This window comes from Bradyrhizobium sp. AUGA SZCCT0105, from assembly GCF_018129565.1.
GTDB lineage: Bacteria > Pseudomonadota > Alphaproteobacteria > Rhizobiales > Xanthobacteraceae > Bradyrhizobium.
Map to the genome: position 1 here is coordinate 235,002 of NZ_JAFCMK010000002.1, position 20,700 is coordinate 255,701.

The following is a 20,700-nucleotide window of genomic DNA, read 5'->3' on the forward strand; positions in this document are numbered from 1 at the left end:
CGCGCGGCAGCAACCGGCGCTTGCGGCGCCAGTCAGACCAAATGTCGAGGAGGATGGTCGGGAGGCGGACGGACCAGCCCGTCAGCGACCAGATCGTCATGCGGATGCAATTGCAGCTGCGTCGACGGCCGCACCGCGAGGCCGACGGTCGATGGTCCCTCGTGCAGGACCTTCAACATGCAAATCGCAACCAGCGGACAATCCCGGCAATCATTGCTGTTCTGCTTGTCGGGGCAGCACGGCATATCGGCCGCCATGTCCGACATGTCCGCCATCTGGCTCATACCGGTCAGCGCAGATCCGGCCGCCGCGGGCGTCGCCAGCGGCGCAATTGTCAGGCCTGCCGTCACGAGGACGGCGAGCAGCAATCTGAACAATTGGCGAACATTCATGTCGCGACAGTCTCACAAAGGACGGGCGCTGAAAAGGTCACCCTGTTCACAACTGCACTAGCGGGAGATTGGGTGGTTAATCGTTCATCCCGGCTTGGCGCCCGCATGCCTCGCCTATCGAGACTTCGGGCCGCCGTGATAGCGCCACGGCGTCCGGGCTGCGTCCGGGACGCTCGCCGGCTGCAAGCGCGCCGCTCCCGGATCGTAGCCGAATGCAGACATCGGGTCGCGTTGCGCCGCAACCGTAGCCGCCGGTGCGGTTTCTGCGGCCTCGTTGGGTAGGTACCTCCTGTCGGAGGCGGTCGGGCCCGCTTGCGCGGTTGCCGACGCCACCGCAAGCGGCGCGAGGATTGAGAAGGCAAGCAGGCATTTGTTGATCGACATCATCGGCTCCATCATTTTCCTGAAGCGCATTGATTTGCGCTTCTGATCATGAGTTCGGAGCCGATGTTTCCCCGGTTACACGCTCACGCCGACGTGAGAGGTCCGATCACTGCCTTTCACCAGCGCAGCAATCGCGGTCCCAATGCCGCGCCTGCAAGTGTGCACAGCACGATCGTGCCGCCGTACCACAGCGCGACAAAGGGCAACGAGTCATCGGTGCAGTGGAGTGCATAGGCGACGGCGCTCACACCGCCTGCGACAAGGCCGCCGAATGCCCCCGCCTGCACCAGGTTGGTCGGCGCCGCCTTTCTGACTGCCCAGATCACCACGGCAAACGGCACGATCGCGATGATCGGAACCGAGATGAGGCATTCGAGCCATTGGTCTCCCATGACCATCCTGTCCCAGTGGGAGCTGGGCGCCTGTCCGAGGTTGATGGCGGCAAGCAGCATGATCGCCCCGAACGGGAGTGCGGCCAGTCCAAGCGAGATCTTTCGCTCGCCGCCCGGCCGCGCCAGCCGGGTCAGATAGACCGACGCCGCGCCGACAGTCGCCAGCGCGAATGCGAGCTTCAAAAAGAGGAAGGTCACGGCACGCGGCGTGGTCAGGTCGGCGCGGACGCCAAGCCCGGCAAACACGAGGCCAAGCGCGGCAACCAGCGCCAGCCCGAGCGCGATAGCGACGGCCCGGCCGACCAGCCGGCGATCGACCGGCTCGACATTGTTGCTCAGCGCCGCGATGAGTTCATCGGTCTTCATGGCTTCGTCCTCCCGGCGATCAACGCGGCCAATGCCTTCAGCCCGCGATGAATGCTGACCTTCACACTGGATTCCGACATGTCGCACCGCTGCGCCGCTTCTGCGACGCTCAATCCATCGAGCTTTACGGCCGCGATCGCGCACTGCATGTTATCAGGCAATTGCTTGAGCAATCGCCTGAGGTCGAAGCTGCTCTCGGCGCCGATATGGTCGTCATGGGCTGTGATGTCGTCGGCCTCATCGATCGGCACGTCGGCGCGCGAGGCCCGCGTGCGACGCAGGAAATCGATCAGCTTGTAGCGCGCGACCGCGTGCACCCAGGGCGTCAGTGGCTGTGCCGGGTCGTAGGTGTGCCGCTGCAGGTGAATTGCCAACACGGCCTCCTGCACCAGGTCCTCCGCCTCCGCCGCGCCGCGGCCGGTCCTCGCAAGCTTGCTCTTGTAGTAGGCACGCAAATGCCGGCTCAGGCGCTCGAGCAACGCCCGGTGGGCCGCCGCGTCGCCATCCTGGCTGGCAAGCATCAGTGGCTTGAGCTCGTTTTCCGCGGTCGTCATGCAGCGCTTCTATGGTCTGGTTCGCTGAGGCGACCGGTTTGGTTACAGCCCGATCGGCCGGACCACGAATATTTTCGAAGCCGCGACGGGTCGAGCTCAGTTCGCACATCATCCCGACAGTTTGCGGCTTCATCCCGGCTGGATGAGCCCGTCTTTGGCGGCCGCCGACCACAATCTTGCCAGATGGGGCCTTGACCTGTGCTATCGCCGAAATGACATGAGGGACTGACCAACGGACCCGCGGCCCATGCAACTCGTCTCGACCCTGACCTGTCCGGCCTCCGGATTCGCCGCGACCGAAACCATGCCGACCGATGCCTGCCAGTTCTTCTACGACTGCCGCGGCTGCGGCACCCGCCTCAAGCCGCTTGCCGGGGATTGCTGCGTGTTCTGCTCTTACGGGACGGTCCCCTGCCCTCCGGTGCAGACGCGCGGCGCATGCTGTGGCGGATCAGGGGCAGCCTGAGCCCCCGCCACTGATTTGCCCGGCGGCGCACGCTCCCGCGGCGAAGATGTTTCGGTTTGTCGGCTAGGCAAGCCCGGTCTCGCCGGGGCCAGCATGAAGTAAGCCCCGCGGCCGTCGATTCGAATGCGTCGCGTTAGTAGGACTGGGCGTAGGGTGCGGCATCCAACAGCAGCACACCAAAAAGAAGCACCAGATAGAGCATCGAAAACACGAACAAGCGACGAGCTGGCCGCCTCTCCTTGTCGTGGCTTCGACGCACTTGCCATGCGAGAAAGATCATGATCGCTCCCAGCATCGCCGCGGCCGCGCCATAGATGCCCCCCGCGAATCCCAGTGCATAGGGTAGCAGCGAGATCAGAGCCAAAAGCACGCTATAGAGAAGAATCTGGCGCTTTGTTTCAGTCTTGCCGGCGACAACCGGCAACATCGGCACACCGGCGCGGGCATATTCTCCGGCAAGATTGAGCGACAATGCCCAGAAGTGGGGTGGCGTCCAAAGGAAGATGATCAAGAACAGGATGAGCGGCTCGAGCCCGACGCTTCCGATGACCGCGACCCAGCCGATCACCGGAGGGAGTGCGCCAGCGGCACCGCCAATGACGATATTTTGCGGTGTTCGGCGTTTGAGCCACATCGTGTAGACGACGACGTAGAAGAAAATCGTGAAAGCAAGGAGTGCAGCAGCGGCCATGTTCAGCAAAGTGCCGAGGGCCAGGACGGCGCACGTCCCGAGCATCAATCCGAAAACCAGTGCTTCCGGGCGCGATACACGGCCGCCGGGGATTGGACGGATGGCGGTCCGCGCCATCACCGCATCGATGTCGGCATCGTACCACATATTGAGCGCACCTGCGGCGCCGGCTCCCGCAGCTATGCAAGCAAGAGCAACGACGCCGGTGACGGGATCGATGCCCCCTGGTGCGACCATGAGACCGACCAGTGCGGTGAAGACGACCAGCGACATGACGCGCGGTTTCGTCAGTGCGACGTAGTCTCCGATGTTGGTATAGCTCCGGCGAAGAATTGAACGATTGATTTGCACGAGATTGATTCCTCGTCAGTTCGATACTCAAAAGGCCATCGGTTGAAGGCCTTCTTCGCAGAGTCCCAGATGACGTGGCGAGTTCTCAGCCGTCCTGCTTCTAGCTCGCTGGCGCGAAAAACATGACCCGAAGCAGGTGCGTATAGTCGGATTCGAACACCATGATCCCTACAAAAACCAGCACGAGCACCGGCGGCAACAGGATGGCGTAGGCCAACGCCAACCGCTCCCAGGCCATGTGCATGAACACGGCAACGATCAGGCCGGCCTTCAGCACCATGAACAGCAGGATCAGTGACCAGCGGAGATGGCCATGGATGCCGAAGAAGTCGACGAGGTATGAGCAAGTGCTGAGCACGAACAGCCATCCCCAGACCACGAGATAGAGCTTGATCGGATGCTGCTGGCCCTTGGCGTGCGAGGCTCCTGATGCGACTGCGTCGTGCACATACGCGTGCAGCCCATGTTGCGTTGCCTGCCCTTCCACATGTACCGCTGCGTTTGTCATGCGCCAACCTCACCAGAGATAGAAAAAGGCAAAGATGAATACCCACACCAGATCGACGAAGTGCCAGTACAGGCCCATGATCTCGACGATCTCGTAATACCCCCTCCGGCTCGTGAAGAAGCCACGCCGCTCGACGTCGAAGTCTCCCCGCCAAACCTTTCGCGCGACGGCGATCAGGAAGATCACGCCGATGGTCACGTGGGTGCCGTGGAAGCCGGTGATCATGAAGAAGCATGCACCAAATTGCGGCGCGCCCCATGGATTGCCCCACGGCCGCACGCCCTCCATGATCAGCTTGGTCCATTCGAAGGCCTGCATTCCGACGAACGTCGCGCCAAATGCCGCGGTGGCCAGCATCAAGGCTGCCGTTTTGAGGCGATCCCGGCGGTAACCGAAGTTGACGGCCATCGCCATCGTTCCGCTGCTGCTGATCAGGATGAAAGTCATGATCGCGATCAGGATGAGCGGGATGTGCTTGCCGCCGAGATTGAGCGCGAAGACTTCGCTGGGATTGGGCCACGGCACGGTCGTCGACATTCGCGCCGTCATGTACGACAGCAGGAAGCAGCTGAAGATGAAGGTGTCGCTCAGAAGGAAGATCCACATCATGGCCTTCCCCCAGGACACGTGCTTGAAGGCACGCTGGTCCGAGGCCCAGTCGGCGGCGATGCCGCGCAATCCGGGTATCGTTCCGGGCGACGTCTGGGGGGGTGCAAGTGTGGTTTCCGTCATCGCTTCCCGCCTTCGCTAGGTGAGCAACTGGCGACAGATGTCGACCAAATTGTCGGTCCAGCCCGTCAGCAGACCGAGCAAGATCAGCCAGACCAACAACAGGAAATGCCAATAGATGGCGCAGAGCTCCACGCTCAGGCGCATCTGCATCATCGGCGCGCCACGCCACACCTTGGCGGTCGTCCTGCCGAGCGCCACCAGACCGCCCATCAGATGCAGTCCGTGCACCGCGGTGATCAGGTAGAAGAAGGAATTGGCCGGATTGGACGCCACGAAATAGCCGGCGGCCTTCAGCTGCTGCCAGACTAATAGCTGCCCGGCCAGGAAGGTCACGGCGGATGCTCCGCCGATCAGCAGGCCGACGATCAAGCCGTCAATATCGTCGCGTCGCGCGGCCATGTACGCCCATTGCAGCGCCACACTGCTGATGATCAGGACGCCCGTATTGAACCACAACAGCCTGGGCAGGGGCAGCTCCCGCCAGTCCACCATGCTGTTGCGCATCGAGTAAGCACTGATCAGGAGCGCGAACAACGAGCCGACGACCGCGAGAAATACGCCCAGTCCGATCTTCGCCGTCGGCACGGACGAACCGCGCTCCCCGCGAACATCGACGTCCACTCCTTGTTCGAGCCATGGTTTGGCCGCCAGCCGTTGCTGCGAGAGCCACCATCCCGCGATCGCTGCGATTGTAACAGTGAACAGGATGATGGCACTCACGGATGGGCTCCCTGCGTCGCCAATCCGGCCGGCGGTTCATTTTGCGGCACAAAGTCCCCCGCAGCGCCCGGCACGCTGTAATCGTAGGCCCAGCGATAGACGATCGGGAGGTCCTTGCCCCAGTTACCATGTCCGGGCGGGGTTTCCGGTGTCTGCCACTCCAGCGAGGCTGCTCCCCAGGGGTTGCTGCCAGCCTCTTTTCCTTTGAGCAGGCTCCAGATGAGATTGAACAGGAAGACAAGCTGGGCGAAGCCGACAATCAGCGCCGCCACGCTCATGAACGCATTGAGGTCATGCGCGGATGCCGGGACAAAGGTTGTCTCGCCGATGTCGTGATAGCGGCGGGGCATCCCGAGCAGGCCCAGATAGTGCATAGGGAAGAAGACCGCATAGGCCCCGATGAACGTCACCCAGAAGTGGAAGCGTCCAAGCGCCTCATTGAGCATGCGTCCGGTGACTTTCGGATACCAGTGATAGATCCCGCCAAACACGGCCATGATCGGCGCGATACCCATCACCATGTGGAAGTGCGCGACAACGAACATCGTGTCCGACAGCGGAACGTCCACAACCACGTTCCCGAGAAACAGTCCGGTCAGGCCGCCGTTCACGAATGTGATGATGAACGCGAGCGCGAACAGCATCGGCACCGTGAGATGGATGTCGCCGCGCCACAGCGTCAGCACCCAGTTGTAGACCTTGATCGCAGTCGGAATGGCGATGATGAGTGTCGTGGTGGCGAAGAAGAACCCGAAATACGGGTTCATGCCGCTCACATACATGTGGTGCGCCCATACGACGAAGCTGAGCGCACCGATTGCCACGATCGCCCAAACCATCATGCGATAGCCGAAGATGTTTTTTCGCGCGTGGACGCTGATCAGATCGGAAATGATGCCGAAGGCCGGCAAGGCGACGATGTAGACTTCGGGGTGGCCGAAGAACCAGAATAAATGCTGGAACAGGATCGGGCTGCCGCCGCCATACTTCGTCAGCTGGCCCATCTCGACCAGCGTCGGCATGAAGAAGCTGGTTCCCAGGAGACGGTCCAGCAACAGCATCACCGAGGCGACGAACAGCGCCGGGAAGGCCAACAGCGCCATCACGGTAGCCGTGAAGATGCCCCACACCGTCAGGGGCATCCGCATCAACGTCATGCCGCGCGTGCGGGCCTGCAGCACCGTCACCACATAATTGAGCCCGCCCATCGTGAAGCCGATGATGAACAGGATCAGCGAGGCCAGCATGAGGACGATGCCCCAATCCTGCCCGGGGGTACCGGAGAGAATCGCCTGGGGTGGATAAAGCGTCCAGCCTGCGCCGGTCGGCCCGCCGGGCACGAAGAACGTCGCGACCAGCACCAGCACGGCGAGCAGGTAGACCCAGTAGCTCAGCATGTTCACGTAGGGGAAGACCATGTCCCGCGCGCCGACCATCAGCGGGATGAGGTAGTTGCCGAAGCCGCCGAGGAACAACGCCGTGAGCAGGTAGATCACCATGATCATGCCGTGCATGGTGATGAACTGAAGGTACTGATTGGCGTCGATAAAGGAGAATGTGCCGGGAAATCCCAGTTGCAGCCGCATCATCCACGACAGCACCAGCGCAACCATTCCGATCGACATCGCCGTGATCGAGTACTGGACGGCGATAACCTTGGCGTCTTGCGAAAAGACGTACCTCGTCCACCAGCTGTGCGGGTGATAGAGCTCGACCTCACCTACTTCGGCGGGCGGGATGCCTGCAACCTCATCAAACGGGATATCGACCATCGGAATAGCCTCCTTGGTCTTCCGCTCAGCGACGAGTTCACCTCATATCCGGCTGATCCTCGTCGGCATGTTCATTCGCGACCAGTCCTGTACGCGGCCTTCGCGACGTCGTGCTTCCCTGACAACTCCGCAAACGTCCGCTGCCTCTCGAGCCACGCGTGGTATTCTTTCGCTTCCTGCACGACGACCCTGCTCCGCATCTGCGCGTGCGCGGTACCGCACAGCTCCGCACAGAGGACGTCGAACGTTCCGGTGCGGGTGGGCGTGAACCAGTAATAGGTCACCGAGCCCGGTATCATGTCCATCTTGGCCCGGAACTCGGGCACGTAGAAATCATGCAGAACGTCGATCGAGCGGAGCAACACCTTCACCGGCTTCCCAACCGGCAGATGCAGATCGTCGCTTTGAACGACGATGTCGTCTTGTCCGTTCGGATCGTTGGGATTCAACCCCAGAGGATTGTCGGGACTGACCAGGCGCGCATCTGACGTGCCGAGCCGGCCGTCTTTTCCCGGAAGCCGATAACTCCACATCCACTGTTGTCCAACGACCTCGACGTCGGTCGCGTCGTCGGGAACGGTGACGAACTGGTGCCAGACGACCAGGCCGGGCGCCAACATGGCGGCGACACCGACTGCCGTCACGATGCTGAGCCACCATTCGAGCTTCTTGTTTTCGGGATTGTAGGCGGCCCGCCGTCCCTCCTTGTGGTGGAAGCGGAACACGCAGTAGGCCATGAACGCGATGACCGCGCAGAAAACCGCACCGGTGATCCAGAACGTCAGATTGATCGTGTCGTCGATGTAACGCCAGTTTGAGGCGATCGGCGTCCACCACCACGGGCTGTAGATATGAAACAGCACCGAGGCGACCGCAACCAGGAGCAGTACGAGCGCGACAGCCATCCCTCATTCCTCCTTGCCATTGAAGGCTACGGAGACGAACGAAAGGGCGGAGCTCACGTCAAAGGTATGGTGTCAAAGGTATGGTGCCACGTACACCATCACCGTGCCTTTTGCCTCGCCCATTCTGCCGGTCGCGACGCTGGGACATCATGACAAAGGATCAACGTCACGGCCGCAATCTCATCGGAGCTTGGGGGCGTTCAGATCATTCAAGATGGTACTCGTCGAGCCCGGCGTCAATAGAGGAGTATGTCCCACCTCTGTCCGGCGCGCGTTGGCGCGAATGCATTGCGTGCCGGAGAGCACCGATCGGGACCCGCCATCAGATGGTGCATCGCAAAAGCTGGCTTGTGCGATTGCACAATTCTCCCGACCGCGTTCGCCATCTTGCTTCTGCTGCGTATCGGACTAGTTTGATTGGACCGGTTGCGACAGATGTCGTCCGGCAAGCTCCTTCTGGTTGAATCTGATTTGCCGGACTCAGTCGCGATTTTCGCGCATGAGGCGGATGTGCGTGTGTTGATGGCGCTCCGTTCCCCTGCGGGCACAAGCAAGGAGACCGGAACCATGACCACCGTATTCGCACGACCCAAACTGCAATTGTTTGGCGTCTCGACTGCCTTTGTCGTTCGCAAGATCAGCCTTTCCGACCTGGGCGACGCGCTGCGCCTCGGCTGGGAAGACTTCAAGGCCATCCCGACCCACGCCATCGTCCTGTGCGTGATGTACCCCGTCCTCGGACTTGTCCTGTTCAGACTTGTGATCGGCTATTCGGTGCTGCCGCTGCTGTTTCCACTCGCCGCCGGCTTCGCCCTGATCGGTCCTTTCGCCGGATTGGGCCTCTACGAACTGAGCCGCCGCCGCGAGCGGGGCGAGGAGCCAGGAGCCTGGGATGCAATGCAGGTGCTGCGCGCGCCGTCGTTCGGCGCCATGCTCGAACTTGGCATTCTCCTGTTCGTTCTGTTCGGGGTCTGGATCGCCGCCGCGGACGCGATCTACATTGCGACTTTCGGCTATGCTCCGGCTGCGAGCATCCCTGATTTCGCAGAGCGCGTGTTGACGACACCCGAAGGCTGGTCGCTCATCGTCGTCGGATGCGGCGTCGGCTTCCTGTTCGCCCTGGTTGCTCTGTGCGTCAGCGTCGTCTCGTTTCCACTGATGCTCGACCGCCATGCGACAGCGATCGATGCGATCCGTACCTCGATACGGGCCGTGATGATGAATCCAATTGAGATGGCCGCGTGGGGATTGATCGTTGCGGTATTGCTCGCCGTGGGCTCGCTGCCATTCTTCGTCGGTCTCTGCGTCGTTCTGCCGGTGCTTGGTCATGCGACCTGGCATCTTTACAGGAAGGTGATCGAGCCTGACCCGAATCCTCCACAAGAGGAGCCCCGCCCGCCGATCGGTCACCGCTACGCGGCCGATTTCCCGGCCTCGCTCTTCCCGTGGAGCCGTGAGCGTTAGCGATACCGGCGCGAGCTTGATCGCTCGCAGGGCATGGCGGACGTAGTTGTTGTCGCGCCGATGGCGATTGACGTCTCCCGTTGATTGTCTCTTTGGCGGGAGGTAAAGCACTCGCGCAATCCGACGCTGATCGCGCCGGCGTCTTCCGGTGCGACGACCGCTCCATTGCCAGGTGCTCATCATGGCTTCTTCCGATGCATTGGCTGCCGTCTTCACTCATATCGAAGCCAACCGCGACAGCTTCCTGCAGCGCCTGATCGCCTATCTGCGCCATCCGAGCATCAGCGCCGAGAACATCGGCATCGCTGAGGTCGGCGCCCTGCTGGTCGAGATGCTCACAGGGATCGGCCTCGAAGCCGGCCTTGTTCTCACGGAGGGTTATCCGATGGTGGTGGCGCGCTGGGAGAAGGCACCAGGCAAGCCGACCGTCCTGCTCTACGGACACTATGACGTACAGCCGGCCGACCCGCTCGAGAAATGGATATCGCCGCCGTTCGAGCCGACGATCCGGGACGGCCGGCTCTATGCACGCGGCGTCGGTGACAACAAGGGCCAGCACCTCGCCCAGATCCTGGCGATCGAATCCCATCTCAAGGTGCACGGCGAACTGCCCTGCAACGTCATCCTGCTGCTGGAGGGCGAGGAAGAGATCGGCAGCCCGCACATCGCCGGTTTCGTGCGCGCCAACGCGCATCTTTTGAAGGCCGATCTTGCCGTCACCGCCGACGGCCCGCGTCATGCCAGCGGCGCACCGACGATCAAATTCGGCTCGCGCGGCGTCGTCTCCTTCGAGTTGCGCTGCCGCCATGCCAGCCGCGACGTCCATTCCGGCAACTTCGGCGGCGTCGTGCCGAACCCGATCTGGACGCTGGTCCACCTTCTCGGCACGATGAAGAACGCGGCCGGTGAGATCACCATCGAGGGGCTGCATGATGCCGTCGAGCCACCGGCGGCTGAGGAACTGGCGGCGATCGAGCGCCTGCCGCTCGATATCGAGGCCGTCAAAGCGAGCCTTGCACTGAAGCGCCTCGACGCGCCTGCCGACCGCCCCTTCTACGAGCGTCTCTGCTTCCAGCCGACGCTGACCATCAACGGTTTCCACGGCGGCTATGGCGGCCCCGGCACCAAGACGGTGCTGCCGAACGAGGCCGTCGTCAAATGCGACATCCGTCTCGTCGAGGCTCAGGACGCCGAGGACATCCTGCGCAAGGTCCGCGCTCACGTCGCCAAGCATGCGCCCGAGGTCGAGTTCGTCGCTGCAGACATGGGAATGCAGCCCTCGAAGACACCGATCGCCTCGCCCTACACCGCGCCGCTGCGCCGCGCCTTCGTTGCCGCCCATGGCCAGGAGCCGCTGCTGATACCGGCCGGCTTCGGCAGTCTGCCCAACTACGTTTTCACCAAGCTCCTGGGCATCCCCGCCTTCGTCACGCCCTATGCCAATCCGGACGAAGCCAACCATGCGCCGAACGAAAATATGACGCTGGACTGCTTCTACAGCGGCTTGCGGACCGGGGCTGCATTGTTGCACGAACTCGGCCAGTTCCGGCGCGAGGGCTAGACCCCGCCTGTCGAGGCAATAGAACAAGACCCGTAAGGCCATCGTGCAGGGAAGGCCGGGATTGCTCCGGTTACACCTGTGGCCCTACCTCCCGTGCTTTTTGTTGCACCGGACTCATGGGTGCGATCGGCACCCGGCTTTCCCTGCGCCCTCTTCAAGCGAGAGAGCGGAATGAAGAGCAGAACTCGGACAATCATGTCGCGAGAATGCGGTGCCGCGCGCGAGCCGAAGTCACCCTCGGCCCGCGAAGCACAGCTGTGCCATCCCTCAATCGGTCACGTCTGCTTCAACACCGCCGGATCGACTGGCATCTTCCGCAGCCGCTTGCCGGTTGCCGCGAAGATCGCATTGTTGATCGCAGGCACGATTCCCGATGTCCCGGTCTCGCCCATGCCGCCGGGCGGCTCGGTGCTCGGCACGATATGGACCTCGATGGCCGGAGCCTGATCGATCCGCAGCATCTGGTAGCTGTCGAAATTGCTCTGCTCGATGCGGCCGTCCTTCAGCGTGATTTCGCCATAGAGCGCGGCGGTGACCCCGAAATTGATGCCGCTCTGCAGCTGCGCCTGCACCGTGTCGGGATTGACCACGGTGCCGCAATCCATCGCGCAGACGACGCGGTGGACGCGGACCGAACCGTCCTTGGCAACCTCGACCTCGGCGACCTGTGCGAGGTAGCTGCCGAACACGAATTGCAGCGACACGCCGCGGCCGCGCCCGGCAGGCAACTTGCCGCCCCAGCCGGCCTTGGCCGTCGCGAGCTCGAGCGCCGCCTTGGCGCGCGGCGACTTGCCGAGCAACGCCCGGCGATAATCGACCGGGTCCTGCTTGGCGGCCGCCGCCATCTCGTCGATCACGCTTTCGGTAACGAACACGTTGTGCGAGGGCCCGACGCTGCGCCAGAACGCGGTCGGAATGCCGGGCGGCTCGACCCGGACATATTCGACGTGGAAGTTCGGAATGTCATAGACGAGATCGATCGCACCCTCTGTCGTGTCGGGATCGAGACCGTTGCGGAACGCCGGCGGCGCCCACCGCGCAATGACGGAAGAACCCGCGAACCGATTGTTCCAGGCCACCGGCTTGCCCGATGCATCGAGACCGACCGCAATCCGGTCGCACCAGTACGGCCGGTACATGTCGTGCTGGATGTCCTCCTCGCGGGTCCACACCACCTTGACCGGCGCATCGACCTGCTTTGCGATCTGCACGGCGCGAATGACGCCATCGACCTCGAGCCTGCGGCCAAAACCGCCGCCGAGCAGATGATTGTGCACCACCACCTTCTCGGGCGGCAGGTCCAGCATCTTCGCGGCTACCGCCTGCACGCGCGAGAGCGCCTGATTGCCGACCCAGATTTCGCAGCCGTCGGCGCGAACATGCACGGTGCAGTTCATCGGCTCCATCGTGGCATGGGCGAGGAACGGCAGCTGATAGGTCGCCTCGAGTTTGGTCGCCGCGCCCGCCATCGCCTTGTCGGCGTCGCCGATATTCTGCGCGACCGCGCCGGGCTTCGTGGTGGCGGCTTCGAGCTCGCGCGCGATATCTGACGTGGCGAGCTTGGCGTGAGCCCCCTCGTCCCACTCGATCGTGAGCGCCGCGAGACCTTTCTTCGCCGCCCCCATGTGATCGGCCACCACGGCGACCGCGTCATCGAGCTTCACGATCTGGCGCACGCCGTTGACGGCCTTTGCCGCCGCATCATCCACGCGCTTGACCCGCCCGCCGAACACCGGCGACTGCGCCAGCGTCGCGACCTTCACGCCGGGTGGCCGTGCATCGATGCCGTAGACCGCCGAGCCGTTGACCTTGGAGGGCGTATCGAGCCGCTTGGCCGGCGTGCCGATCAGCTTGAACTCGGCCGGGCTCTTCAGCGCCACGTTCTCCGGCACCGGCATCTGCGCCGCATCGGCCGCCAGTTCGCCGTAACCGAGCTTTCGTCCCGACGCAGCATGATGCACCTCGCCGTTCTCGGCGCGGCACGAGCCGGGTTCGACGTTCCAGCGTTTCGCCGCGGCCGCGACCAGCATCGCTTTCGCGGTGGCGCCGGCTTTCCGCATCGGCTGCCAGGCGCCGCGCATCGCATTCGAATTGCCGGTGGCCTGCACGCCGAGCAGCGGGTTGGCATAGAGCTTGTCGCTCGGCGGCGCGTGCTCGAGCTGCACCTGCGTCAGGCCGATCTCGAGCTCCTCGGCGATCAGCATCGGGATCGAGGTGTAGGTGCCCTGCCCCATCTCGACATAGGGCATGGTGAGCACGACCTTGCCGTCGCCGCCGATCCGAATGAAGGCATTCGGCGCGAAGTCACCGGCGGCCACGGCTCCGCTCTCGCGGCTCGCGAACGGCAGGCTCACGCTGAGCAGCAGGCCGCCGCCTGCGATCGCGCTGGCGCGAAGGAAGTTGCGGCGCGACAGATCGGCGGAGCGCTCAGACACATTGTTCATCAGCGTCATGATCAACCTCCCGACTGCGCGGCTTGCTTGATGGCTTCGCGAATGCGGACATAGGTCCCACAGCGACAGATGTTGCCCGACATCGCGTCGTCGATGTCAGCATCGGTCGGCTTCGGCTTGCTTGCGAGCAACGCCGAGGCGGACATGATCTGCCCGGACTGGCAGTAGCCGCATTGCGGCACCTCATGCGCGAGCCAGGCGTCCTGGATCTTCTTGCCGGCCGGCGTGTTGCCGACCGCCTCGATGGTCGTGATCTTGGAGTCGCCGATGCTGTCGATCGTCGTGATGCAGGAGCGCACCGCGCTGTCATCGAGATGCACCGTGCAGGCGCCGCACAGCGCCATGCCGCAGCCGAATTTGGTGCCGGTCATGCCGAGCACGTCGCGCAGCACCCACAGCAGCGGCGTATCGCCATCGGCATCGACCGAATGACTGGTCCCATTGATCATGATCTGGAAAGGCATCCTGACACTCCTGTCCTGGTTCGAGACCCGCCCGGACTGCGCCCCTCCGGGCGCAACCGCGACATTCCAAAGCGATCGCACGCCCATTCGCGCCGATTGCTCACTCGTGGTAATAAATCCAATTCCAACGCCGCATAAGCGGCGCGATGATGCGCAATGAAATAACCATTGGTTTATAATCCATGGACCGACTGACCAGTATGGCCGTGTTCGCCCGTGTCGCCGATCTCGGCTCCTTCACCGCGGCGGCCAAAGAGCTGCGGATCTCGCCGACCATGATCGGCAAGCATATCCGTTTTCTCGAGGACCGGCTCGGCTCGCAATTGATCAACCGGTCGACGCGGCGGCAGGGTCTCACCGAGCTCGGCCGCAGCTATCTCGATCACTGCAAGCAGTTGCTGGAACAGGCCGAGGCCGGCGATGCGCTGGTCGAGGAGGCCTTGAGCGCGCCGCGCGGCAAGCTCCGCGTCGCGACCTCGGTCGCCTTCGGGTCGTACAGCCTGGCGCCCGCGCTCGTCCGTTTCATGAAGAGATATCCGGAAGTCTCGGTCGACCTCGTGCTCAGCGACGGGATGGTCGATCTGCTCGAGGAAGGCCTCGACGCCGCGATCCGCGTCGGCACGCTGACCGACTCCACCATGATGTCGCGCTCGCTGTCGCCCTACACAGGAGTGGTGTGCGCCGCGCCGAGCTATCTCGCCGAACGCGGCACACCAACGCATCCGGGAGATCTCACCCACCATGAATGCCTGCGCTATCCCGGCTGGTCGGACGGGCAGCGATGGACCTTCGTCGGACCGGAGGGCGAAGTGCATGTCGATGTCGCGAGCCGCTTCTTCATCAACAGCGCGTTCGGCATCCGCTATGCGGCGCTGGCCGGCGCTGGCATCGTGCTGATGCGCGACGAACTGCTGGCCGACGATATCGCCGCAGGCCGGCTGCAGGTGCTGCTGCCGAACTACTCGACGCAAGCCCGCGCGCGCCAGATCCTGTGGCCGAAGCACCGCAAGATGACACCGAAGCTCCGCGCCCTGATCGACTTCATTGTGGAGACCTATGGCTGAGACCAATTGACCCGGTGCAATTCGGAAGATCATGTCTCGAGAACGCGGATGTATGACTCACTGGCCAAGCAACACATTCGCTGTCGTCCCGGCGAAAGCCGGGACCCATAACCCCAAATAGCAGTTGTTGCGCGACGCTGGGGCCACGATCTCGTTCATAGTCGAATTCGGTGGTTATGGGTCCTGGCTTTCGCCAGGACGACGAGAATGTTTGCAGCGGGCGGCGCAACAAACTCACTGTCGTCCCTGCGAAAGCAGGGACCCATAACCACCAATGTAAATTGATGCGCGACGTTGGAACGACGAGTCCCGCCTACAGCATCCGCCGCGGCGTATGGGTCCCTGCTTTCGCAGGGACGACGGCGGTATACGTGGCGCCAGCGGCGCAACCCATGCCGCCACGCCGGCCCTCACTTCACCAGCGCCTCGACCTCCTTGCGGAATGCCTGGCGCGAGCCGTCGCGGGAGTAGAACATGTGGCCGCCGGGATAGACCGCGAGCCTGGTGCGGCCCGGACCCGCGAAGGCCGGCAGCTGGTCGAGGATGATCTTCGAGGCGAAGTACGGCGTTGCGAGATCGAACAGGCCGTGACCGATCAGGAGCTTCAGCTTGGGGTCGAGCGCCAGCATCTGGCGCAGCTGCGTCACCGATTCCGGCGGGCTGATGTCGTGGCCGAACTCCCAGCCCTTGCTCACGCTTTCGCTGAGCAGATGATACGAACCGTCCGGCCGCCAGTTCAGTCTGCGCGTCGTGAGGTCGACGGCGGCGCTGGTCAGCGGCGCCATCAGCGGATCGCCGGACGGATCGTTGAAGCGGAAGGAGCTGGAGTCCGGATAGGGATCGAAGCCTTCGATCGAGGCATCGTAGCGGCCGGTCACCTTGCCGTTCTTGCGATCGAACTCGCGGCGGAATTCGCCGATGTCGAAGCGGCCGGCGAGCCTGCGGCTCACCGCCGGATCGATGCCGGTCAGGCTCGCGACCTTGTCGGCGAGCCGCGCGGTGGCCTCGGTGTCGGCCTGCCCTTTGACGAGATCGAGCAGGAAATCGCCGCGCGCGTAGCTCTCGACGTCGGCAAGATCCTCACGCGTCACCGGCCCCTTCGCCTGCCGCGCGACCGCCGTCATGGTCGGCAGGCTCGCGACATATTGCAGGAGGCTGGAGCCGGTATAGTCGCGGAAATCGAGCACCGGCGAGATCAGGATCAGGCCGCGTACGCCGACACCCTGCTGCATTTGCAGATTGCGCACCACCTTGGGTCCGCGAATGCCGCCATAGCTTTCACCGGCAACGTATTTCGGCGAGGTCAGCCGGTCGTATTTCTCCAGCCAGCGGCGGATCACCAGCGCAACCGAATTGGCATCGCCATCGACGGTGAAGAAGCGCTTGCGCGCATCCTCCGAGGTGGTGACGAAACGGCTGTAGCCGGTGCCGACCGGATCGATGAAGACAAGATCGGTGAAATCGAGCCAGGTGTCCGCATTCGGCTGCAGCTCCGGCGAGGCCGAGGCCACCGCTCCGTCGAACGGCAGTCGCCACGGCCCAACATTGCCGAATTGCAGCCAGGCGGACGCGGAGCCCGGCCCGCCGTTGAACAGGAACGTCACCGGGCGGCTCGCCTTCTCGGCACCGTCGAGCTGATAGGAGGTGTAGGCGATGTCGGCGAGCGGCTCGCCCTTGTCGTCGAACACACGGATCGAGCCCGCGGTCGCGCTGAAGGCGAGCGTGCGGCCGGGCAGCGCGACCGATTGCTTGGTCGTGGAATCCGGCGGCAGGCGGTGTTGCTCGGCGGCAGGCGCGTTGGCCGCGGCGTTGGCGCCGGAGCCGGTCTCGCCGCGCCCTGCCCGTCCCTTCTGGCCGCTTGGGTTCTGACCGCTTGGGGCCTGCGCGCTCGGCGACGGCGACGGCTGCGGGGTCTCGTCGTCGGCCCGCACCGCGGTTGCGAGGCAGGCCACCAGCAACGCCGCGGTGAGCTGTGTCGCAAAACTGTTAGCCATGCCGTTCACTCCCTGGGCCGACATTTACGCATATCACCAGCGAACTGCGCTAGTCTGGCGGCACCCGTCGGGCATCGGGTCTCTCACGGGACCATCTCGACAAGGCCGCCCGGGATGTATAGACGAGCGCGGCGTGTTCCGTGCCAAACGAGTTCGTGAGCGATGGCTAGCTCCAAGCGGTATGACAAGATCGCCTTCGTCGCCAGCGCCAGCGCGGAAGCGCAGACCGCGCTCGAGCAGTTGGCCGCGATGTACGGCAACCATTCGGCCGCCGATGCCGACGTCGTGGTTGCGCTCGGTGGCGACGGATTGATGCTGCAGACGCTGCACGCCAACATGCGCAGCGGCAAGCCGATCTACGGCATGCACCGCGGCACCGTCGGCTTCCTGATGAACGAATATTCGACGCACGATCTGCGCACGCGGTTGGCCGCTTCGCGGGAGTCGCTGATCAATCCGCTGCTGATGCGCGCGACCGACATCCACGGCGCGGTGCATCTGCACCACGCCATCAACGAGGTCGCGCTGTTCCGGCAGACCTACCAGGTCGCCAAGCTGCGCATCCTGATCGACGAGCATGAGCGGATGCCCGAGCTGATGGCCGACGGCATCCTGGTGGCGACGCCGGCCGGATCGACCGCCTACAATCTCTCCGCCCAGGGGCCGATCCTGCCGATCAACGCGGCGCTCCTGGCGCTGACCCCGATCAGCGCGTTCCGGCCGCGGCGCTGGCGCGGCGCGCTGCTGCCGAACTCCGCCTTCGTGGTGATCGAGGTGATCGAGGACGAGAAGCGCCCGGTTGCCGCGGTCGCCGACCATGACGAGGTCCGCGACGTCCGCCGCGTCGAGGTGCTCTCCGACAAGACGATCGCGATGCGGATGCTGTTCGATCCCGGCCACTCGCTCGAAGAGCGAATCCTGCGCGAGCAGTTCGGCTACTGACGGCGCGCCGCCCCACCCTGCCCGGCAACCAATCATTAACCCCGGGCGGGATATGGTTAACGCTGGGTAATACCGCATTGGCCCGGTATGCCCGTTCGGGACCGGACCATGTATCGCATCGATTTCAACAAGCTGCGATTTTTGATTTGCGACGACAATCCGCACATGCGCCGCATCCTGCGGACGCTGCTGCATTCGTTCGGCGCGCGCGAGGTCTATGAGGCCGAGGACGGCGCGACCGCGCTCGAGATGTACACCCATTACGTGCCCGACATCGTCATCACCGACTGGTCGATGCCGATCTTCGACGGGCTCGAGCTCGCGCAGATGATCCGGCAGCCGGAATCCAAGGGCAATCCCTACGCGCCGATCATCATGCTGACCGGCCATTCCGAGAAGCGCCGCGTCACCGTGGCGCGCGATGCCGGCGTCACCGAATTCCTGGCCAAGCCGATCTCGGCCAAGGGCCTCTACCAGCGCATCATGAACGTGGTCGCCAATCCGCGCCCGTTCATCAAGACCAAGACCTATTTCGGCCCCGACCGCCGCCGCAACACCACCAACACCTATATCGGCCCCGAACGCCGCGGCAGCGGCGAGGTCGAAATCCTGCAACAGCCGTCGCTGCTCGAGAAGGCGCGCTCGAGCATTTAGGATATCGCCATGGCGAAAGACAAACCCGGGACGATCGAGGTCAAGAGCTTCGGCACCCACCATGTCATCACGCAGCCGAACCCGCTGCGCAAGGTGCTGCTGCGCGTCCCCGAGAGCGATCTCGATGATCCGGTCGGCCGCGCCGAAAAGGCGCTCGCCGGGCTGTCGGGCGAATTCAAGGAATGGATGACGATCGAGGCCGACCGCCTCTCCGCCGCGCACGACACGGTGCAGCGCGAGGGTTTTAACGACAGGACGCGCGAGGAGCTGTTCCGCGCCGCGCATGACATCAAGGGCGATGCCGCGACATTCGGTTATCCCTCGGCGGCGGCGGCGGCCGAGAGCCTGTGCCGCATCATCGAGCACGCGCCTGACCTCGCCGCGGTGCCGCAACAGCTGATCGCGCACCACATCAATGCCGTTCAGGCGATCGTACGGAACCGCACCAAGCTCGACACCGCGGTCGTGGCCGGCGTGCTGAGCAAGCAGCTCCGCGGCATCGCCGACGAGTTCCTGACCCACGCCAACCGCGACCGCCCCGAGCATCTCGAGGCCATCCTCGCGCCGAGCATTGTGCCGGGCGAATAACAGCGCGCCGCGGCGGCGGCCACGGCTTCAACTATCGTCAATCTCGGGAAACGCGGCCTTCAGGCCGCGATCAGATCGTCGTCGTAAGGCAGCACCGCGATCGCGTCTTCCGCGGCGAGCTCCTCGCAGAACATGCGCGCATCCTCGCGGGCCGATTCCGTCGCAAAGCGGCGCAGCAGGATCAGCAGCGGCTCGGCGGCCGAATGATCGGTCTCGCAATGGGTCAGCACACGCTCGACCATGCGGCGATGCAGCCGCGCCGCACCGTCGCCGCTGTCGACATAGCCGACCTCGTGGCTGGCTTCGAGCGCGACGCGGAACGCCGCGTAGGTGGATTCCGGCAGGCCGGCGCGCCGCAGCAGCGCCTGCAGGCCGTTGCCGCCGCGGTCGTTCAACAGCGCGGAAACCCGGCCATAGGGCAGTCCGGACAGTTCGGCGAGCGCGGCTCCGAACAGGTCGAGATTGCCCGACAGCAGCGCGCGCAGGATCAGCCCGGCGGTGAGCTGGCCAGTGGCGCGCAGATGCGTGATCAGATTCTGCATGTCGTCGCCGAAGGCACGCGCGGCGATGTTCACCGTGGAGCGCTCCTTCGCCTCGCCGGCGATGCGGTCGGCGCGGTCGGCGCCGAGCCAGTTTCGCGCGACGACGAACTGCGCCAGCGTGTCGGAGAGCTTTGCGACCAGCGCGAGCCGCGTCGCCGACGGCAAATCTTCCAGCTGCAGCATCGATTCCCTGATGGCGGCGAGATGGCCGTGGCGCTCGACGATGCGGTCCCAGGAGAATGGCGCGAGGCCGGCATATGGATTTTCGATCAGCTCGAGCGCAGCCGCCGCCGAGCCAACCTCGGCGATCGCCGCGGCGACCGAGGCCGGCAGATTGGCGCGGCGCGCGATCGCGCACTGCATCTCGTCGGAGCCGGTCGCGACGATGTCGACCAGGTCGGCATCGATCAAGAGCGGTGAATGCTCCAGCACCGGCAGCGCGATCGCCGGCTGGTCGGCCGACAGCGCCTGCACGATCGTAGCCGGCGCCTCCGCGCTGTATGCAAACACCTCGGCCATCGCCTGTCGCACCAGCGGCGACGGGTCGTCGAGCAGCATCAGCAGCGCGCCTTCGGCCGCGATGCGGTTGTCCTCGGTGAGATCCGAAATGAGCCAGGCCCGGGCCAACGCCCGCGTCGCCTCTGCCCGCTCGCCCGCTGGTGCGGTCCTAATCCAACTAATGAACTGCCGAACGATCATGGTCCTGCCGGCTTACGCAACGAGACGGCATCGACATACGAC

General features: G+C 63.9%; 21 protein-coding genes. 7 read left to right on the plus strand and 14 right to left on the minus strand.

The window, feature by feature from the left end; all coding sequences use genetic code 11:
- Window positions 1–32 precede the first annotated feature (32 nt).
- The 4 genes from JQ573_RS10115 to JQ573_RS10130 form a co-directional block, all read right to left on the minus strand.
- On the minus strand, window positions 33–392 hold the full coding sequence (locus JQ573_RS10115; protein WP_212309805.1) for a hypothetical protein: 360 nt from the start codon (window positions 390–392) through the stop codon (window positions 33–35).
- Window positions 393–506: 114 nt separating this feature from the next.
- Window positions 507–806: a hypothetical protein gene (locus JQ573_RS10120; protein WP_212408706.1), complete on the minus strand. Its 300-nt coding sequence runs from the start codon at window positions 804–806 to the stop codon at window positions 507–509.
- Between the two features lie 86 nt (window positions 807–892).
- Window positions 893–1,534, minus strand: coding sequence for an NrsF family protein (locus tag JQ573_RS10125; protein ID WP_212309807.1), 642 nt, complete (start codon window positions 1,532–1,534; stop codon window positions 893–895).
- Window positions 1,531–2,088: a sigma-70 family RNA polymerase sigma factor gene (locus JQ573_RS10130; RefSeq protein WP_212309808.1), complete on the minus strand. Its 558-nt coding sequence runs from the start codon at window positions 2,086–2,088 to the stop codon at window positions 1,531–1,533. The genes JQ573_RS10125 and JQ573_RS10130 overlap by 4 nt, the downstream gene beginning before the upstream one ends.
- Window positions 2,089–2,335: 247 nt before the next feature.
- On the opposite strand from JQ573_RS10130, the gene JQ573_RS10135 reads away from it, so the two are divergent.
- Window positions 2,336–2,554 (plus strand): GDCCVxC domain-containing (seleno)protein, encoded by a 219-nt coding sequence (locus JQ573_RS10135; RefSeq protein ID WP_212309809.1) that lies wholly within the window; start codon window positions 2,336–2,338, stop codon window positions 2,552–2,554.
- Window positions 2,555–2,687: 133 nt separating this feature from the next.
- Here the strand turns inward: JQ573_RS10135 and JQ573_RS10140 are convergent, their stop codons facing one another.
- The 6 genes from JQ573_RS10140 to coxB form a co-directional block, all read right to left on the minus strand.
- Window positions 2,688–3,596 carry a heme o synthase gene (locus JQ573_RS10140; protein ID WP_212309810.1) on the minus strand — a complete coding sequence of 303 codons (909 nt, stop codon included), beginning with the start codon at window positions 3,594–3,596 and terminating at the stop codon, window positions 2,688–2,690.
- 100 nt (window positions 3,597–3,696) lie between these two features.
- Window positions 3,697–4,104: a cytochrome C oxidase subunit IV family protein gene (locus tag JQ573_RS10145; protein WP_212309811.1), complete on the minus strand. Its 408-nt coding sequence runs from the start codon at window positions 4,102–4,104 to the stop codon at window positions 3,697–3,699.
- A gap of 9 nt (window positions 4,105–4,113) precedes the next feature.
- Window positions 4,114–4,836: a heme-copper oxidase subunit III family protein gene (locus tag JQ573_RS10150; protein WP_212309812.1), complete on the minus strand. Its 723-nt coding sequence runs from the start codon at window positions 4,834–4,836 to the stop codon at window positions 4,114–4,116.
- A gap of 15 nt (window positions 4,837–4,851) precedes the next feature.
- Window positions 4,852–5,556, minus strand: coding sequence for a cytochrome c oxidase subunit 3 (locus tag JQ573_RS10155; protein WP_212309813.1), 705 nt, complete (start codon window positions 5,554–5,556; stop codon window positions 4,852–4,854).
- Window positions 5,553–7,328, minus strand: coding sequence for a cytochrome c oxidase subunit I (ctaD, locus tag JQ573_RS10160; RefSeq protein WP_212309814.1), 1,776 nt, complete (start codon window positions 7,326–7,328; stop codon window positions 5,553–5,555). The genes JQ573_RS10155 and ctaD overlap by 4 nt, the downstream gene beginning before the upstream one ends.
- Before the next feature lie 71 nt (window positions 7,329–7,399).
- Complete coding sequence (gene coxB, locus JQ573_RS10165) at window positions 7,400–8,233, minus strand: cytochrome c oxidase subunit II (protein ID WP_212309815.1); 834 nt, start codon at window positions 8,231–8,233, stop codon at window positions 7,400–7,402.
- 567 nt (window positions 8,234–8,800) lie between these two features.
- On the opposite strand from coxB, the gene JQ573_RS10170 reads away from it, so the two are divergent.
- Window positions 8,801–9,697, plus strand: coding sequence for a DUF2189 domain-containing protein (locus JQ573_RS10170; RefSeq protein ID WP_212309816.1), 897 nt, complete (start codon window positions 8,801–8,803; stop codon window positions 9,695–9,697).
- A gap of 181 nt (window positions 9,698–9,878) precedes the next feature.
- Window positions 9,879–11,258 carry a M20/M25/M40 family metallo-hydrolase gene (locus tag JQ573_RS10175; protein WP_212309817.1) on the plus strand — a complete coding sequence of 460 codons (1,380 nt, stop codon included), beginning with the start codon at window positions 9,879–9,881 and terminating at the stop codon, window positions 11,256–11,258.
- 275 nt (window positions 11,259–11,533) lie between these two features.
- Here JQ573_RS10175 and JQ573_RS10180 read toward each other — a convergent pair whose 3' ends face one another.
- Window positions 11,534–13,711 (minus strand): xanthine dehydrogenase family protein molybdopterin-binding subunit, encoded by a 2,178-nt coding sequence (locus JQ573_RS10180; RefSeq protein ID WP_212309818.1) that lies wholly within the window; start codon window positions 13,709–13,711, stop codon window positions 11,534–11,536.
- A 2-nt stretch (window positions 13,712–13,713) separates the two neighbouring features.
- The gene (locus tag JQ573_RS10185) at window positions 13,714–14,175 is read right to left on the minus strand and encodes a (2Fe-2S)-binding protein (protein ID WP_212309819.1); all 462 of its coding nucleotides are present in this window, start codon (window positions 14,173–14,175) and stop codon (window positions 13,714–13,716) included.
- A gap of 182 nt (window positions 14,176–14,357) precedes the next feature.
- Here JQ573_RS10185 and JQ573_RS10190 point away from each other — a divergent pair, with 182 nt between their 5' ends.
- Window positions 14,358–15,239 carry a LysR substrate-binding domain-containing protein gene (locus tag JQ573_RS10190; RefSeq protein WP_212309820.1) on the plus strand — a complete coding sequence of 294 codons (882 nt, stop codon included), beginning with the start codon at window positions 14,358–14,360 and terminating at the stop codon, window positions 15,237–15,239.
- 410 nt (window positions 15,240–15,649) lie between these two features.
- On the opposite strand, the gene JQ573_RS10195 is transcribed toward JQ573_RS10190, so the two are convergent.
- On the minus strand, window positions 15,650–17,233 hold the full coding sequence (locus tag JQ573_RS10195) for a S10 family peptidase (protein WP_212309821.1): 1,584 nt from the start codon (window positions 17,231–17,233) through the stop codon (window positions 15,650–15,652).
- Window positions 17,234–17,395: 162 nt separating this feature from the next.
- Here JQ573_RS10195 and JQ573_RS10200 point away from each other — a divergent pair, with 162 nt between their 5' ends.
- From JQ573_RS10200 to JQ573_RS10210, 3 genes are all read left to right on the plus strand, one after another.
- The gene (locus tag JQ573_RS10200) at window positions 17,396–18,175 is read left to right on the plus strand and encodes an NAD kinase (RefSeq protein ID WP_092115127.1); all 780 of its coding nucleotides are present in this window, start codon (window positions 17,396–17,398) and stop codon (window positions 18,173–18,175) included.
- Window positions 18,176–18,283: 108 nt separating this feature from the next.
- Complete coding sequence (locus JQ573_RS10205; protein ID WP_194460645.1) at window positions 18,284–18,829, plus strand: response regulator; 546 nt, start codon at window positions 18,284–18,286, stop codon at window positions 18,827–18,829.
- A gap of 9 nt (window positions 18,830–18,838) precedes the next feature.
- Complete coding sequence (locus JQ573_RS10210; RefSeq protein WP_212309822.1) at window positions 18,839–19,417, plus strand: Hpt domain-containing protein; 579 nt, start codon at window positions 18,839–18,841, stop codon at window positions 19,415–19,417.
- Between the two features lie 59 nt (window positions 19,418–19,476).
- Here JQ573_RS10210 and JQ573_RS10215 read toward each other — a convergent pair whose 3' ends face one another.
- Window positions 19,477–20,658, minus strand: a complete 1,182-nt coding sequence (locus tag JQ573_RS10215; RefSeq protein ID WP_212309823.1) for a DUF2336 domain-containing protein — start codon at window positions 20,656–20,658, stop codon at window positions 19,477–19,479.
- Window positions 20,659–20,700: the final 42 nt, after the last annotated feature.

Bases quoted from the DNA above. Each gene is read 5' to 3' on its own strand.
- JQ573_RS10215 (WP_212309823.1), bottom strand. From the start codon at position 20,658: ATGATCGTTCGGCAGTTCATTAGTTGGATTAGGACCGCACCAGCGGGC.
- JQ573_RS10190 (WP_212309820.1), top strand. From the start codon at position 14,358: ATGGACCGACTGACCAGTATGGCCGTGTTCGCCCGTGTCGCCGATCTC.
- JQ573_RS10175 (WP_212309817.1), top strand. From the start codon at position 9,879: ATGGCTTCTTCCGATGCATTGGCTGCCGTCTTCACTCATATCGAAGCC.
- JQ573_RS10135 (WP_212309809.1), top strand. From the start codon at position 2,336: ATGCAACTCGTCTCGACCCTGACCTGTCCGGCCTCCGGATTCGCCGCG.
- JQ573_RS10115 (WP_212309805.1), bottom strand. From the start codon at position 392: ATGAATGTTCGCCAATTGTTCAGATTGCTGCTCGCCGTCCTCGTGACG.
- JQ573_RS10125 (WP_212309807.1), bottom strand. From the start codon at position 1,534: ATGAAGACCGATGAACTCATCGCGGCGCTGAGCAACAATGTCGAGCCG.
- JQ573_RS10170 (WP_212309816.1), top strand. From the start codon at position 8,801: ATGACCACCGTATTCGCACGACCCAAACTGCAATTGTTTGGCGTCTCG.
- JQ573_RS10185 (WP_212309819.1), bottom strand. From the start codon at position 14,175: ATGCCTTTCCAGATCATGATCAATGGGACCAGTCATTCGGTCGATGCC.
- JQ573_RS10210 (WP_212309822.1), top strand. From the start codon at position 18,839: ATGGCGAAAGACAAACCCGGGACGATCGAGGTCAAGAGCTTCGGCACC.
- ctaD (WP_212309814.1), bottom strand. From the start codon at position 7,328: ATGGTCGATATCCCGTTTGATGAGGTTGCAGGCATCCCGCCCGCCGAA.
- coxB (WP_212309815.1), bottom strand. From the start codon at position 8,233: ATGGCTGTCGCGCTCGTACTGCTCCTGGTTGCGGTCGCCTCGGTGCTG.
- JQ573_RS10130 (WP_212309808.1), bottom strand. From the start codon at position 2,088: ATGACGACCGCGGAAAACGAGCTCAAGCCACTGATGCTTGCCAGCCAG.
- JQ573_RS10200 (WP_092115127.1), top strand. From the start codon at position 17,396: ATGGCTAGCTCCAAGCGGTATGACAAGATCGCCTTCGTCGCCAGCGCC.
- JQ573_RS10120 (WP_212408706.1), bottom strand. From the start codon at position 806: ATGCGCTTCAGGAAAATGATGGAGCCGATGATGTCGATCAACAAATGC.
- JQ573_RS10205 (WP_194460645.1), top strand. From the start codon at position 18,284: ATGTATCGCATCGATTTCAACAAGCTGCGATTTTTGATTTGCGACGAC.
- JQ573_RS10195 (WP_212309821.1), bottom strand. From the start codon at position 17,233: ATGGCTAACAGTTTTGCGACACAGCTCACCGCGGCGTTGCTGGTGGCC.
- JQ573_RS10150 (WP_212309812.1), bottom strand. From the start codon at position 4,836: ATGACGGAAACCACACTTGCACCCCCCCAGACGTCGCCCGGAACGATA.
- JQ573_RS10180 (WP_212309818.1), bottom strand. From the start codon at position 13,711: ATGACGCTGATGAACAATGTGTCTGAGCGCTCCGCCGATCTGTCGCGC.
- JQ573_RS10145 (WP_212309811.1), bottom strand. From the start codon at position 4,104: ATGACAAACGCAGCGGTACATGTGGAAGGGCAGGCAACGCAACATGGG.